This window comes from Methanobacterium sp., assembly GCF_038562635.1.
GTDB lineage: Archaea > Methanobacteriota > Methanobacteria > Methanobacteriales > Methanobacteriaceae > Methanobacterium_D.
The window spans coordinates 352,510-366,583 of record NZ_JBCFBO010000001.1; the positions used below are offsets into that span (position 1 = coordinate 352,510).

At 31.6% G+C, this 14,074-nt stretch carries 12 protein-coding genes; 1 reads left to right on the forward strand and 11 read right to left on the reverse strand.

The window, feature by feature from the left end; all coding sequences use genetic code 11:
• Nucleotides 1–36: 36 nt before the first annotated feature.
• From AAGU07_RS01695 to AAGU07_RS01745, 11 genes are all read right to left on the reverse strand, one after another.
• On the reverse strand, nucleotides 37–990 hold the full coding sequence (locus AAGU07_RS01695) for an NAD-dependent epimerase/dehydratase family protein (protein WP_342457488.1): 954 nt from the start codon (nucleotides 988–990) through the stop codon (nucleotides 37–39).
• Between the two features lie 205 nt (nucleotides 991–1,195).
• The gene (locus AAGU07_RS01700; protein ID WP_342457489.1) at nucleotides 1,196–3,445 is read right to left on the reverse strand and encodes a DUF2206 domain-containing protein; all 2,250 of its coding nucleotides are present in this window, start codon (nucleotides 3,443–3,445) and stop codon (nucleotides 1,196–1,198) included.
• A 35-nt stretch (nucleotides 3,446–3,480) separates the two neighbouring features.
• Entirely contained in the window at nucleotides 3,481–4,404 is a 924-nt protein-coding gene (locus AAGU07_RS01705) for an FkbM family methyltransferase (RefSeq protein ID WP_342457490.1), read from the reverse strand.
• Nucleotides 4,391–5,560, reverse strand: coding sequence for a glycosyltransferase (locus AAGU07_RS01710; protein ID WP_342457491.1), 1,170 nt, complete (start codon nucleotides 5,558–5,560; stop codon nucleotides 4,391–4,393). The genes AAGU07_RS01705 and AAGU07_RS01710 overlap by 14 nt, the downstream gene beginning before the upstream one ends.
• 90 nt (nucleotides 5,561–5,650) lie before the next feature.
• Entirely contained in the window at nucleotides 5,651–6,775 is a 1,125-nt protein-coding gene (locus tag AAGU07_RS01715) for a polysaccharide pyruvyl transferase family protein (RefSeq protein WP_342457492.1), read from the reverse strand.
• A gap of 1 nt (nucleotide 6,776) precedes the next feature.
• Entirely contained in the window at nucleotides 6,777–7,523 is a 747-nt protein-coding gene (locus tag AAGU07_RS01720) for a methyltransferase domain-containing protein (RefSeq protein ID WP_342457493.1), read from the reverse strand.
• A complete protein-coding gene (locus AAGU07_RS01725; RefSeq protein WP_342457494.1) occupies nucleotides 7,498–8,697 on the reverse strand; it encodes a glycosyltransferase in 1,200 nt (399 codons plus the stop codon). The genes AAGU07_RS01720 and AAGU07_RS01725 overlap by 26 nt, the downstream gene beginning before the upstream one ends.
• A 9-nt stretch (nucleotides 8,698–8,706) precedes the next feature.
• Complete coding sequence (locus AAGU07_RS01730) at nucleotides 8,707–9,768, reverse strand: GNAT family N-acetyltransferase (protein WP_342457495.1); 1,062 nt, start codon at nucleotides 9,766–9,768, stop codon at nucleotides 8,707–8,709.
• 13 nt (nucleotides 9,769–9,781) lie between these two features.
• Nucleotides 9,782–10,636 carry a polysaccharide deacetylase family protein gene (locus AAGU07_RS01735; RefSeq protein WP_342457496.1) on the reverse strand — a complete coding sequence of 285 codons (855 nt, stop codon included), beginning with the start codon at nucleotides 10,634–10,636 and terminating at the stop codon, nucleotides 9,782–9,784.
• A gap of 28 nt (nucleotides 10,637–10,664) precedes the next feature.
• Entirely contained in the window at nucleotides 10,665–11,705 is a 1,041-nt protein-coding gene (locus AAGU07_RS01740) for a hypothetical protein (protein ID WP_342457497.1), read from the reverse strand.
• Between the two features lie 100 nt (nucleotides 11,706–11,805).
• Nucleotides 11,806–12,879, reverse strand: coding sequence for an NAD-dependent epimerase/dehydratase family protein (locus AAGU07_RS01745; protein ID WP_342457498.1), 1,074 nt, complete (start codon nucleotides 12,877–12,879; stop codon nucleotides 11,806–11,808).
• 195 nt (nucleotides 12,880–13,074) lie between these two features.
• Here AAGU07_RS01745 and AAGU07_RS01750 point away from each other — a divergent pair, with 195 nt between their 5' ends.
• Entirely contained in the window at nucleotides 13,075–14,019 is a 945-nt protein-coding gene (locus AAGU07_RS01750) for an NAD(P)-dependent oxidoreductase (RefSeq protein ID WP_342457499.1), read from the forward strand.
• Nucleotides 14,020–14,074: the final 55 nt, after the last annotated feature.

Sequence of the window (14,074 nt, forward strand, 5' to 3'; positions counted from 1 at the left end):
AATTTAATAAGTGAATAGTGTAAAATAAACTTTAAATTACACTATCTGATCATTTATCCACCAATAAGTTTTTTCTAATCCTCTTTCAAGACTTACCTGCGGTTCCCATTTTAACTCCTTTTTAAGAAGGGTTAAATCAGCGTTGCGGCCTCTAACTCCCTGTGGTGCTGAAAGATCATAGTTTTTCCCTATCTTTTTCCCGGAAATATCGATGATTATATCTGCCAGTTCATTGATGGTTACTAAACGATCACACCCTATATTAAGCGGTCGATTATAATCAGATTTCATTAGCTGCATAATTCCGTCTATACAATCATCTATGTAACAGTACGATCTAGATTGCTTTCCATCACCCCATATCTTAATAACACCAGGATCAGGAGCGCTAGCTACTTTACGACATAAAGCAGCTGGTGACTTTTCTCTCCCCCCATTATATGTTCCTTCAGGGCCGTATATATTGTGAAAACGGGCTATTCTTACTTCAAGATCTGTATCCCTTTGATAAGCTTCGCAGGTCTTTTCAGTGTATAGCTTTTCCCATCCATAAAAATCATCTGGATCAGCAGGATAAGCATCTTTTTCCTTTAATCCACGGTTATTAGGGCTTTTTTGGCGATAAGTAGGGTAAATACATGCTGATGATGCAAAAAATAATCTTTTAATCCCCCCATCTGCAGAAGTTTGTAACATATTAACATTCATAAGTACATTATCATGCATTATTTCCGCACCTACTTCTGTAATAAATCCTATACCTCCCATATTAGCTGCAAGATGAAATACATAATCTACATCAGCAGCAGCTTTTTTACATGATTCGGCTGATCTTAGATCAAGAGTTAGATTTTCAGAATAATATGGCTCCGAAATGTAGTTATCCCATTTGATATCTACAGCTCTAACAAAATTACCTTCATCATAAAGTTTTTTAGCTAAATGACTTCCTATAAATCCACCAGCTCCAGTAACTAATATTTTTTTCATTTAATCCCTCACTTTTTTCATGAAATATTCAAAAATTATACTATAACTAATACTTTTAATATTAAGCATATTGATATTGCCATAATAAACAGGATATTTTCTTACTAACGTTTTAAAAAGTGTTTTAAAACGAATTATCCAGATTTATATATACATTACATTATTAAGGCAAATTAAACTCCCCATATGGCTTATTTATTCTTGATCATGATGACACCTCCGGATAATATAAAAATTCAGCATTACCATTATCATAAATAAGATTCTTGCTTTTTAAAAATTCAAAATAATATCCGTCAGTTATATCTATATAATTCAAAACTAAACGTGAATTTTCCAAAGAGGGGATATAGATAGTACCATTTTTAACATTCCAGCACCTTAAAAACAGGAGCGAATTTTTCTGAATACGTGTAGTGTTTTCTGTAAACTGATGAACATCAAGTTTAGGAACCTTGAAACTCACAAATCCACCACCATACCAATCACCGTATACCCTATCCTTACTGTTGGTTACCCCATTCAGCCAGTTACAAGCCTGTATCTCAGATTCTGTGTGGAACGGCCAGTCTGCTTTATAAAGGGAAAGGGGCATGGAAGTGGGTGTTGCACCAGTGACTTCAAAAACAAAACCAGTAGCAAATAAAAAGTAAGGAATTAAAATAAGAACTGCCAGTAACTTTAACGATTTCCCTATTGAAGATTTCTTTGTTAAAGGTATCCCCGTTAAAGATATATTTGCAAAGGATATCCTTGCTAAAAGTTTCCGGATTAAAATATTAAATCCTTTTCTAGAAACTACATTTGATAAAAACTGGAATACCATTAAACCTCCCAAAATACAAAATGGAGCGAGTACAAATAAACAAATATGGAAAATACGTGTTATATTGATTTTTGAAGCAAAATAAGGTAATATTATGCTTAATAAAATTATAAAAAGATTAATCAGTGCTAACGATACATAACTCTTATTAAAATATTTTCTATATCGAGTTAACATTCCATAAACTCCAATAACAATTAAAAACTGTGTTATGTACTGCATAACTCTGGCAATTTGCCATACGATTTCTGATGAACGCATTTGTCCTATACCTAAAGCCTGCATGACATAAGGATCCATTCCATACGTGGAAAAGAAATTGGAGTAAAGGTTTGTTAAAATGCCGTTACCTATTTTTACAACTGATAAAAGGGAAGAACTCTGCGAAATGTATATGTACCACCCCATAGAAAACGTTAGAAATATCAAAACATATGTAACAGTGATAGCATTTAAATTAGCCTTTTCTGGATATTTTAATTTAATTTTAAACTTCCCAAAAAAGTTATTTATATTATCTTTCTCCATTAAAAATAATAAAACCACATAACTACCAAATATAATCAGATATAGATAGGCAGCGGTGTAATGAGATACCACAATGGAAAATAAAAATATAAGTAGAATTATGTTCTTTTTTAAAAAGTCATTTGATTTGTTGAATATCAATAATAAAGATACGACTATAAAAAATTCAGCTAATTCCTGTCTTGAAAGCCCAACTATCTCAAAAAAGAAAGAAGGAAATGAAATAAAAAAAAATGCTGCTAAAAATGAGATCTTTTCACTGCAGAAGTTTCTATACATAGAAAATAATGCCAGCGGAACCAGGGACAGCAAAAAAGAATAGATGATTTTAAGAATCCACACGGGACTTAAATTCAGTAAAATAGAGTAAATTGGAGGCATTATTGTTATGCTCAACATAGCATTCAGGTTGGTATGGATTTGAGAATCCCAAAACGCATTATTAATAACAGTAGATAACGTATAGTACTCTAACTGGATATCTCCCCCTACAATATCCCCTGAAATAAGTGAATGCGTCCATAAAATTCCTAAAGAAATAGAAAAGATATAAAGAGAGTACAATTTAACAGATATCTTTTTCATGAAAACAATGATTAAAACAGAAATAGCCATCAGTGAGTAATTAATTAAAATTAAATAATTATTTTTATAGTTAAAAACTATAAAAGAACTTAAAATAGCTAAAAAAGGAATTAAAATCGGCAATAATCCATAAAAATTTAATAAATATCCCTTAATGAATTTACCATTAATGTGAATGTTGAAACCTTCTCCAAATTTATAGGCAACTAAAGTTAAACAAGAAGTCATTAATATAAAACTTGAAAGTAGAGGCCATAATGAAAGAGGTTTAATAATTCCAATTAAAGGTAGTAAAAAGTTTAAAGATACTCCCAAGAAAAATGTAAATGATATACTCAAACCAATAACACATAATAAATTTTCAATGGAACCCAGCTGTCTAGGTTTTAAGATGGATAACAACAAAGCTCCAGGAATAAAAGTAAGATAAATAAACCCTATGATTTGCCTAAAAACAGGTGAATTAAAGCCTAAAGTTTCCAGTACTATTAATCCTGAAAGCAGTAATTGTACCACCACTGAAAACAAAATTAAATATTTTAAATTTTGGTCTATGCTACCATCTCCACATGTTGACCATAAAAAACATCTGCAGCATAAACCATTTTGTGACCTTTGAGTGTGCGCAACTGAAAATTATTATCCTTCAGCTTTTTTACTACATCATGATACGTTTCTTTCCCCCTAAATTGATGATATGCCGCAATTACCATATTGGGCTTAAATTTGAAAACTTCTCCCATTCCATCTAAAGCTTCAACTTCAGAACCTTCAATGTCCATTTTAATAAAATCAACTGTTTTAATATTTAATTCTTTTAAAATATCATCTAAGGTATCAACCTGTAAAACTAGACCTTCAGAAGTTTTTTCAGGATGATCCTCTACAAATGTATGAGAACGATTATATTGCCCCTTATTCATTTTTAAATCCTTTTTTGAACTCCATATTCCTTTATTAATAGTTATAACATTTTTTAAATTATTTAATTTTATATTTTTCTTTAAAATCTTTAAATTTTCAGGTTCTGGTTCAATAGCTATCACTTTACCTTCATCACCTACAATTTTAGATGCCATTACAGTAAATAGACCAAAATGCGCACCGGCGTCAACCACGATATCGCCTTTATTTATGTGAATAAATTTTCCATAGATGTTTTTATTGAAAATTTCATCGAGTATCATGAAAAAAGAGCCAAAAAATGGATAATCCTTGATTTTATTTACTTTACTTCTGTTTAGATATTTTAAATAAGCATAAGGATTTTTATCAGGCAAACCATAAAAAGCCAGACCATCATTAGTTTCCAGGTACAAAATACCATCTTTACATGTTCTTATATTGCTTATCAATTTTTCAGCCTGATAAAAAGGGTGATCGGCCAAATCATAAATAAAATAGTTTAATCTGTCTTTAAATTTGCTTTCAGGTATTATTTTGGTTAAAAAAGTAAAAATCTCAAACTTGTTCAATTTCAGATGCTCCCTTACCATTTTTATAGACACATTCAACACGGCCCATAATTGAATCTATATTAAAAATATTTTCAATATAAGTCCGTATTTCTTCAATATTGTAATTTTCACAGCTTAAAATATCCTTAATAGCCCTATTAATCTCATTTTTATCATTTTTTACCACTCTTCCAAATTTCTTCGCTAAATATGCATTACCACAGTTTTCAGTAGTAATTACAGGAGTTCCACACATTAATGCCTCAACAACAGTATTTCCAAAACTTTCAAATAAAGAAGGCAATATATAAACGTTTGCATCTGTATAGGCCTCTAATTTTTCTTTTCCATAAAGGGGACCCACATATAATATTTTATCAGCAATATCAAGCTTTTTAATCAATTTATTAATCTCTTCAAGATATCCATCATCTGGACCAACTATAACAAGCATTGTTTCATTCATTCCCAGTTCTGCATAAGACTGTAAAAGCAGATCAATTCCTTTAACCTTGTTAATCCTGTTTAAAAAAAGCAGTATTTTCTGGTTATTTAACCCATATTTCTTCCTGAAACTTCCCTTTTCTGTTGAAACATTAAAATCGGATAGTTCAATTGGATTTGGAATAATTTCAATGTTTTCTTTAGTTTCAACAGGAACATAATGACTTGCTTCCAGTTCAGTTGATGCAATTATTTTAGAAGCGTCTTTCAAAATTCTTTTACCATATATTTTATCAAATATCTTTTTTAATATCGTTTTATTAAAAAAAGGTATCATTGCACCATGTGTCTGTAAAATATAAGGCTTATTATATATTTTAGAATAGTAGCTAACTGCAACGGCCAAAATACTTCTGTAGTCATTAACATGAATTATGTCATATTTACTGATATTTTCCCTTATAAATGAAATAAAACCTATAGGCAAGAATAAACGATGATTAAATGCTAAATAATTGCTTATATTTCTGAAATAATGTACATTAATGCCATCTAAAGATTCTTTACGCCGTACTCTTAACCTTGAATTTGAATCATCCCCAAGATCAGTTGTACACACGTCAACTTCATGCCCTCGTTTTACCAGTTCATTAGCCAGGTTATAAGAACTTCTGGTAATTCCTCCAAATTTGCGGGGAGGAAATGTACATGTTATCATCAAAATTTTCATCTTACACCCCGTGAGACAGTAATTTTATCTGAAACGGTTTCAATAATTTCTCCTCTCTGGATAGAAATCCAGGTATAATAGAAGATTTCATTAAGCAATTACTCCCTTTAAATCATCTGACGAAAAAGGCAGTCCCATTTTTGCCATAGATCTCGCTTCTAAGGTGGAGAGCTTAGCTTTAAAATCTTCAGGTTTTTTCATGAGACTTTCAAGATAATCTTCAAATTTTCCTTCCAATATGTCATCAGGAGATATCAAAGCAGACGATGTCAACCCTGTATCTTCTGCAAGTGATCCGCACTTTTGAAAATAGTTAATAATAATCATAGGAATGTTTGATAGATAAGCAAAAACACAGGAATGGTATCTCATACCTACAAATACGTCGCAGCAAGAAAGCAATGCTAAACTATCTAAGGGATCTTTTTTATAGGGAATAAGTATCACCCTATCCTCATGATTTAATTTTTTCCCCAAAATTTTGGTAATTTGAACGTCATCCTCCTTAGATTTTCCTTTAAATGTAAATAAATAAATTAAATTCTTTTTATCAGTTGAAAGCCATTTTTTTAGCGCTTTAACTATTTCATCAACCATCAGCATGTCTCTTTCTGGATCATTATGATAAATACTGAAAAACGGGAGAATTGACATGCCTAAAATTTTATTTCCTGTTTTGTTATGACATTTACGTGGCTCAAGGAGAGCTGAAAGGTCAAATGAAAGTCTAACTTTATTTAAACCCAAATTTTCCAGCATATTTAAAGATATACTGTCTCTTACACTTACAAATCCAGATAGTTTGCATATACTTTTAGACAAAAACTTACCGATCTTCGTGGTGAGCGGCTCAACCCCAATGCCCAGAAGATAAACCTGTTTCCGCAGTAATCGTGAAAAAAGAACGATAGATAATATTAATGTTAAATTTACAAATTGTCTCCCCGTATTGGTATGATCATACATAAAAGTCCCTCCCCCCCATAAAACTGCTGAAGAAGATAGAATTTCTTTTAATATAACAAATAGGTTATTTTTTATGAACCTAACATAGTTTTCTGTTTCCGCTGGAATTTTTAATGAATCATCTGAGACTACCACAAATTCAGAAAGAGGATTTTTCCTGAAAAATTCCTGTATCAATGCATAGATCATAGCATCATCTCCAGTGTTTTTCCAGCCGTAGTAACCAAACATGAAAATTTTTTCCTTCATTTTATCCCCTATTTTTGCAAACAAAGATTTTATCATAAGCTAAAAATCGATTAGGTACATAAAAACTTTCTAAAATGTTATAATTTGCCTTAAGCATTTTTTCAAAATGCCCGTAATCCTTTATATCACCGTGCCAATGGGGATCATTTGTCCCAAAACGTCCGTTTAAGGTATAAATTTCCATTAATAATTTTAAATACCAATTTTCAACCGATACAGCGATGATTAAAATAGATTCTTCGTTTAAAAAACTTTTTAAGTTATTTAAAGCTATTTTTACATTGTTTACATGCTCAAGTACATCTAAACAGAAAATAAGATCGAATTTTTCTATAGAAGAGGGATTTTCTATGTTATTTTGGGAAAAAGAGTAGTTTTTGTCCTGTGAAACCTGATCACTGATATTGGCTGCAACCTTAAGCAGTTCATCAGAGTATATATCAATCCCACAAATCTGGGATTCCGGATAAACATTACTTAACCGGTTCACCAGAACTCCCAATCCACATCCAAAATCACATATTCTCAACTTTTGATGGTTAAAATATTTTTTGGAAAGTTCAAGAGCAAGTTCCAGGCGTTTCCAGCACATTATATTAAATATAGGAATAAAATAAGGCCCTATTCCCATATGTGTTTTATACGACTGTGGAGTTGCATTATAAATCTGCTTTTTAAAAGTATTTTCAATTTTGACCCTTCCGTTTTCCATTTTAAGGAAATCATTTACTTTTCTGTTGTACTTCATTGAGTACCCCCTCAAACTCATCAGCGATACAATTCCAGTTATAATTTTCAACTAATTTTCTAGCCTTATTTCCTTCAAATTCGGCTTTATTATTTTTAATCAGTTTAATTGCTATTTTTAATACATCTTCTGGTTTATTGGCGTATAAAATTCCATTATTATTGCCAAATTCTCCCATTATTCCCTTAAGAGGAGTAGTTACAACTGGCTTTTTCATGGCCATATACTCATAAATTTTTATAGGAACTATCTCTTTCATGATCTTCTCATCAGGATAAGCAGGGAGTATGCATACGTCTGATGAAGCTATAAATTCAGGTATTTTTTCATATGGAACCTTACCAGTCAAAATAAGTTGATTATTTAAACCAAATTTTTCTTTTATATCTCTTATTTCATTGTAAGCATCACCATCGCCTACAATTAAAAGTTTAAGGTGTGTATAATCCTTTTTAACTTTAGAAAGTTCTATGGCAACTTCTTTAAGCCCTGAAAATTGATATAACCATCCCATAAAAAATACAACAATATCATCATCATTTATCCCATATTCAGCTTTTACAGCACTACCACTGATACTTGGATCAAAATTCTCAAGATTAACCCCTGCACCAATAACTTTAGTCTCCTCCGGAGTAGATCCAAGATTAATAACATAGTCTTTAAGCCTATAATTAATAGTAAGTACTTTATCCGCTTTTTTAAGAGCTATTTTCTCCATTATCCGTCCAAGGGGATGAAGAAACTTAGCAGGAATGAGTCTATGGCTCACATCGATCCAATAATAAACAAAAGGTATATCATGCTTTTTAGCTGCTTTACCTGCCAAATAAGCCACGATCCCCAAACTTAAGATTATGTCTGGTTTAAATTCTCTAATTTGCCTTTCAATTTCTTTTTTTTGACTATAAAAAAGAGATAAATAATCTAAAAATGGAATTTTAACGATTCCAGGGCGTATAACAGTGACCTCCACGCCTTTATGGATTTTGGATACTCCCCGAAAAATTTCTCTTTTAGATTTGAATTCCCTCCTGCCTTCACTCTTCCACAGTATTTCAAAATCAATTACCCTAATTTCATGTCCCCTAAGGGAAATCAACTCTGATAAATGATGTTGTTGACCAGGATTTCTCTTAATATAATCTGTATTTTGAACCAGCAGTATTTTCATCTTAATTACCTATGCAATATCAATATCTCCAAAGGTTAAAAACCAGTTTTTTGAAGAATAAGCAACATCTGGAGCTATAATGTCATCATCAGCTTTTACTACGAAAAAAAATTCTTTAGGAGAATATTTTTTAGGTAACTTCAAAAATCCAGCTTTTTTAAGTACATCAAAGTACATGGATGTATTAAGCATTAAACAACCCATAATATCCATATCATTATCTTTAAAAAGATTATAAGCGTGCAAAAGTAACGAACAAGCAGTATTATCATCAAAAGTAAGAATATCCACGACAAGTCCTAACTTGAGGTCGAACATAGTATCCTCCCTTAAAACTATATAACCTTTTAAAACATCATCTTCAACAGCAGAAAATATTTTATAATCGTAACCAGGGCGTTGGACATATCTCCAGTTAAGATATTTACTATCACGTATTACGGCGATTTCAAATTGATTTGAGAGTTCCTGCCATAATAAATCAAAATTTTCATTAAAACAATATATCTGATTAATTAATAAATTTCTATTTTCTGATTTAGTTTTGGAAACAAAAATTAAATGGTTAAAAGCATCTGCAACTGGATAAAGGCATTTTTGAACATATGGATTTTTTATATATTTTTTAACGAAACTTCTTGGTTTTAAAACCTTTACCAAAAGTGGCAGTGAATCAACGTATTTCCATTTTATTCTTTTTTTATATCCGGGAAAGGAAAAATTATTGGGAAAAGTATAGACAATATGGACTCCTAATTCCTTTAACATTTTAAAGGATTCATTAACAAGTGTTGAAAATAAGCCCATTCTCCTGTAATCCGGATGAGTCATCACATCCACATTCATCCCAGATTTTAGGGTTTTATCCCTGAATTTTAACCTGATTGGAATTGTAGGCCTTAAACTTATAACTTCGTCCTTATCATTTACTGCAATCAGGATTTTACCTGATTTAAATTTCCAGTTCCATTCATCCTCATCGAAAGTTTCATCATAAACCGCTTTTCGAAGACTAAAAACTTTTTCTTTATAGTTATCTGTATATTCCTTAATAATGAAACTTGAATTCATTTTCTGCCCCCATTTATTTTAAAACTAACATATTGTAAAAATCTTCTAACTTTAAGAAGTTATAATCCCTTTTTAAGAGAATATTTATGAATTTATCAAGTATTTCCATTCCATTATTATTTTTATAAGTTCTTTTGAGTATTGGACCGTATAATGGAGAAATTTTATTAAACTGAATTTTTTTGGATGAATTTAAGTTCTTTAAGTCATGTAAATGAAAACTAAAATTAACAAAATTAGGTAGCTTGCTTATATTTAAAAGAGCAATATATGGCCTGCCTAAAAGTTTTAAATAACTTAAAGAAACAGGAATTTTGAGAAATTTAGAGAATGTAGTGATTGGAAATTCATTTAAATTAAAATCAGATAAATGATGAGGTATGGATGGTAAATTTAGACCATTATAAAAGCCCGGCCTTAAAGATGGAATTATACTGGAATCAAATTTGAAACCATCAAATGATAAACTTAAAAATAGTTCCTGATTAAAAATACCTGCTTGAGAGCGATATCCCTGAGGATAATCACCAAAAAAATTGTAAAACGCAGCCTTACCTTTCTTTATTTCACATTTATGGTTAATTTCTCCTAATTCAGGGTGTGAATATGTATGCAGTTCAAATTCCATATTTAATTGTGATGAAAAATCTTCCACAATTTCAGGATGTGTTTCAAAAAGAGAACCCTGAACAAAGCAGGTTAATGGAATAGATCTTTCTTTAAGATAATTTATTAACTCGTCAGCTAATAAAAATGCTTCATGTGACGGTTCTTTAAGAAGACCGCCGTGATCTTGTTCTAGATCAAGTGTTATACATGCTATCTTAATGTCTTTTAATTTTTCCAGATCAATGAAGTTATATTTCATACATATCCTCATTAAAAACTTTTAATTTTTAAGTGCAAATCTTTGCTTTTATCAACATATTACCCATAGATTGCAGTGCTTGTGTTGTAAAATACAAATCATTAGTTTTATTTTCCCCATTTGGGAAAATTATCCTGCCATAGCCTAAAATATATGGCCATGAATCTTTCTTCCATCCTATAACATCGTGCCAGCGGAGTCCATTTTTTGAAGCCCATATATGTGCATTTTCATCCCATTGAGAACTAATGCCCTCACTGTTCCCTTCTACAGTGGTAGCAAATACTTTAAATTTTCCTCCAGTAGTAGTTGAATAATGAACTGGACCGTCAACCTGTGTTAGCTTCTCAATGCTTTCATCACCGCGCATATATCTGCATATATAGTTCTGACGGGTGGGAATATCAGTTCCCCAGTAAACATGTTTTTTAGTAAATGTTAGACTCAATGTGCGAAACATCTGGCTACCAGAAGCAATAGTAATCCATGTATCTCCTTCATCTTCAGAAAACATGATTTTACTCTCGTTATCTTTATCACCAGTACATAACCACACGTTCTTTGAGTATGGATCAAATTGCACGGAATGGATATGTCTAATATTATCTAAAGAGCATATTACATTCCAAAAATGTCCATTATCACTTGATTTAAATAATTTAACCCCGGAATCACGATTATTATTTAAAAAATACTCTCCAAAATAGCAGTTGCCCTTATTGTCTTCACACAATCCTTTTCTTAAAGGACCAAATCCTTTATGAAAAGTATGAACAATACTGATTTCATCATCTTTAATATGGAATATCTGACCACTAGCGACCGCTAGAATTGCCCCATTTGTCAGTTTTATAATAGCTTTAATACCTAAACGCAAAGCCCTTGAAAATAACCCATATTTTCCCATAAATCTAGAATAAAAAGGTACAGGCAAGCTTATAACTCTTTTAAATGTATGACCTCCATTTTGACTTCGAAAAATTGTGTAGTTTGAAGATGCCAGTATCTCTTTATCATCCATATGCTGGACAACAAAGTTTGGTATTTTTTCTTGAATCTTTAAGTGCATTTTAATCTCCACAAGCCTTATTTATCTAAGATTACTAGCTGAATTATAATAGAAACTCATTATTTCAAGCTTCCAGTTGAAATTCTAACATTTAATTCATTCAGACTTTCGAACAGCTAATATCTTCGCCAGAATCCATTTCATATTTTCTATTAACTAATTTTACGTCTGTTTTAATGTCAAATTCTGCACTTTTTTCTATATTGCCCCAATTTTCAGCAAACCAGCTGTAAGTACTTTTTAAACCATTTTTAAACTTCATTTTTGGCTTGTAATTGATTAGATCCCTCGCCTTTTCAATAGATGAGATTAGTTTCGTTTTTGCATCCCAATTTCTGCGTGGTGCATACTTGATACCCATTTCATTTCCTGTGAGTTCATTTACAGTGTTTGCCATATCTATAACTCTGTTATCTTTTCCGGATCCTAGATTTATTGCTTCCCCAATTGCTTCTTCTTCTATTCCCATTGCAAGTATACCTCTCACTATATCTGTAACATAGGTCCAGTCCCTTGTCTCTGAACCATCACCAGTTATTGGTAAAGGATTTCCAGTCATTGCCCAGTAAAAGAAATTAGGAATTACATTTCTATATTTTCCAGGTACTTCTCCAGGGCCAAAGAGATTAAAAAATCGAGCATTAACAATTGGAAGCCCATATAGATTGTAAAAATAGTTAGTATAAAGTTCACCAAGCAATTTTGTGACTTGATAGGGAGTATGCAATTTTATAGATATATCATGTTCTTTGAATGGCATTTTGGAATCTAACCCGTAAACGCCACATCCTGAAGAAGAATATATAAACCTTTTAACTCCAGTAAGCTGGGCATACTGCAGGACCTTTAAGATTCCAATCCCATTCACCATCAGGTCTTTTTCAGGATTGTCCACAGAATTTTGATTAGCAAAATGAGCAGCTAAATGGAATACATAATCTGGCTTTTCTTTAAAAACCCTTTTTAATACTTCATCATTTAATATATCCCCCTCTATAAACTCAATATTTTCATATTTCGGAATATTCCACCTGTAAGCAGATGAAAGGTTATCCAGTATTATAACCTTTTCTGCATTCATCTCGGCCAATTCACGGGAAAGGTTACTCCCAACACAGCCGGCTCCTCCAGTTATTAACACTATTTCATCTTCATAATCACTTGATACACTCATTAAAATCCCTTCTTCAAAGTTAACACCTGAAATCTACTTTTAAATTAAAAAGGCCCATTTGACTGATATTACTATATTGTGCATAAGTAATATATAATATTAACTACTTACTTACTTACATTAAAAATAATAATTAAACCTGAATCAGTAACTGGCAAAAATTAGTGATCATGATATAATGGAGGTCAAATAATAATGGAAACAGAAAAAATATTAGTTACAGGTGGAGCTGGATTTATAGGAACTAATCTTGTAAATGAATTAAAAAACAGAGGCCATGAAGTTACCACACTCGATCTATTACATAACGATAAAAATGATTATGTAAGGGCAGATGTTAAAAATTACAGGCAACTTGAACGGATTTTTGAAGATAATGACAATTTTAACTATGTTTACCATCTTGCTGCTGAATACGGCCGTTGGAACGGTGAAAGTCACTATGAAAATCTCTGGGAAACCAATGTTATTGGAACAAAACATATGATCAGATTACAGGAACAATTAGGTTTTAGAATGATTTTTTTCTCTTCTGCTGAAGTTTATGGTGATTATACAGGGATTATGAGCGAAGATGTAATGGAAAACAACCCCATTAAAGACACGTATCAAATGAACGACTATGCAATAACCAAGTGGGCGGGAGAGTTGATGTGCATGAACTCCGCCGCAATGTTTGATACAGAAACCGTTAGAGTAAGACCCGTAAACTGCTACGGCCCTCATGAACATTTTCATCCATATAAAGGATTTATTCCATTATTTATATACCACGCACTATTTAATAAACCCTATACTGTTTACAAAGGCCATAAACGGATAATTGATTATGTGGAAGATACTGTAAGGACATTTGCAAATATTGTAGATAACTTCAAAACTGGAGAAGTTTACAACATAGGCAGTAAACAGGAATGGGAACACGACATCAAAGAATATTCAGACATTGTTTTAAACGCTGTTGGGCGCGATGACTCAATAGTGACCTATAAAGAAGCCGAGGCATTCACCACAAAAGTGAAAACAATTGATTTTTCAAAAGCAATAAACGATCTAAAACATGACCCTAAAGTTTCACCAGAAGATGGTATAAAAAGAACTGTTGACTGGATGAAATGGTATTATCGAATAGACCAGTAGAATTGTATTTTAAAATTAATATTAAATAGTATAAATCCAAACCACTCAAAGATAT

Coding starts and splice junctions, on each gene's coding strand:
- AAGU07_RS01695 (WP_342457488.1), bottom strand. CDS start 990: ATGAAAAAAATATTAGTTACTGGAGCTGGTGGATTTATAGGAAGTCAT.
- AAGU07_RS01720 (WP_342457493.1), bottom strand. CDS start 7,523: ATGAAGTACAACAGAAAAGTAAATGATTTCCTTAAAATGGAAAACGGA.
- AAGU07_RS01745 (WP_342457498.1), bottom strand. CDS start 12,879: ATGAGTGTATCAAGTGATTATGAAGATGAAATAGTGTTAATAACTGGA.
- AAGU07_RS01740 (WP_342457497.1), bottom strand. CDS start 11,705: ATGCACTTAAAGATTCAAGAAAAAATACCAAACTTTGTTGTCCAGCAT.
- AAGU07_RS01750 (WP_342457499.1), top strand. CDS start 13,075: ATGGAAACAGAAAAAATATTAGTTACAGGTGGAGCTGGATTTATAGGA.
- AAGU07_RS01710 (WP_342457491.1), bottom strand. CDS start 5,560: ATGAAAATTTTGATGATAACATGTACATTTCCTCCCCGCAAATTTGGA.
- AAGU07_RS01730 (WP_342457495.1), bottom strand. CDS start 9,768: ATGAATTCAAGTTTCATTATTAAGGAATATACAGATAACTATAAAGAA.
- AAGU07_RS01735 (WP_342457496.1), bottom strand. CDS start 10,636: ATGAAATATAACTTCATTGATCTGGAAAAATTAAAAGACATTAAGATA.
- AAGU07_RS01725 (WP_342457494.1), bottom strand. CDS start 8,697: ATGAAAATACTGCTGGTTCAAAATACAGATTATATTAAGAGAAATCCT.
- AAGU07_RS01715 (WP_342457492.1), bottom strand. CDS start 6,775: ATGAAGGAAAAAATTTTCATGTTTGGTTACTACGGCTGGAAAAACACT.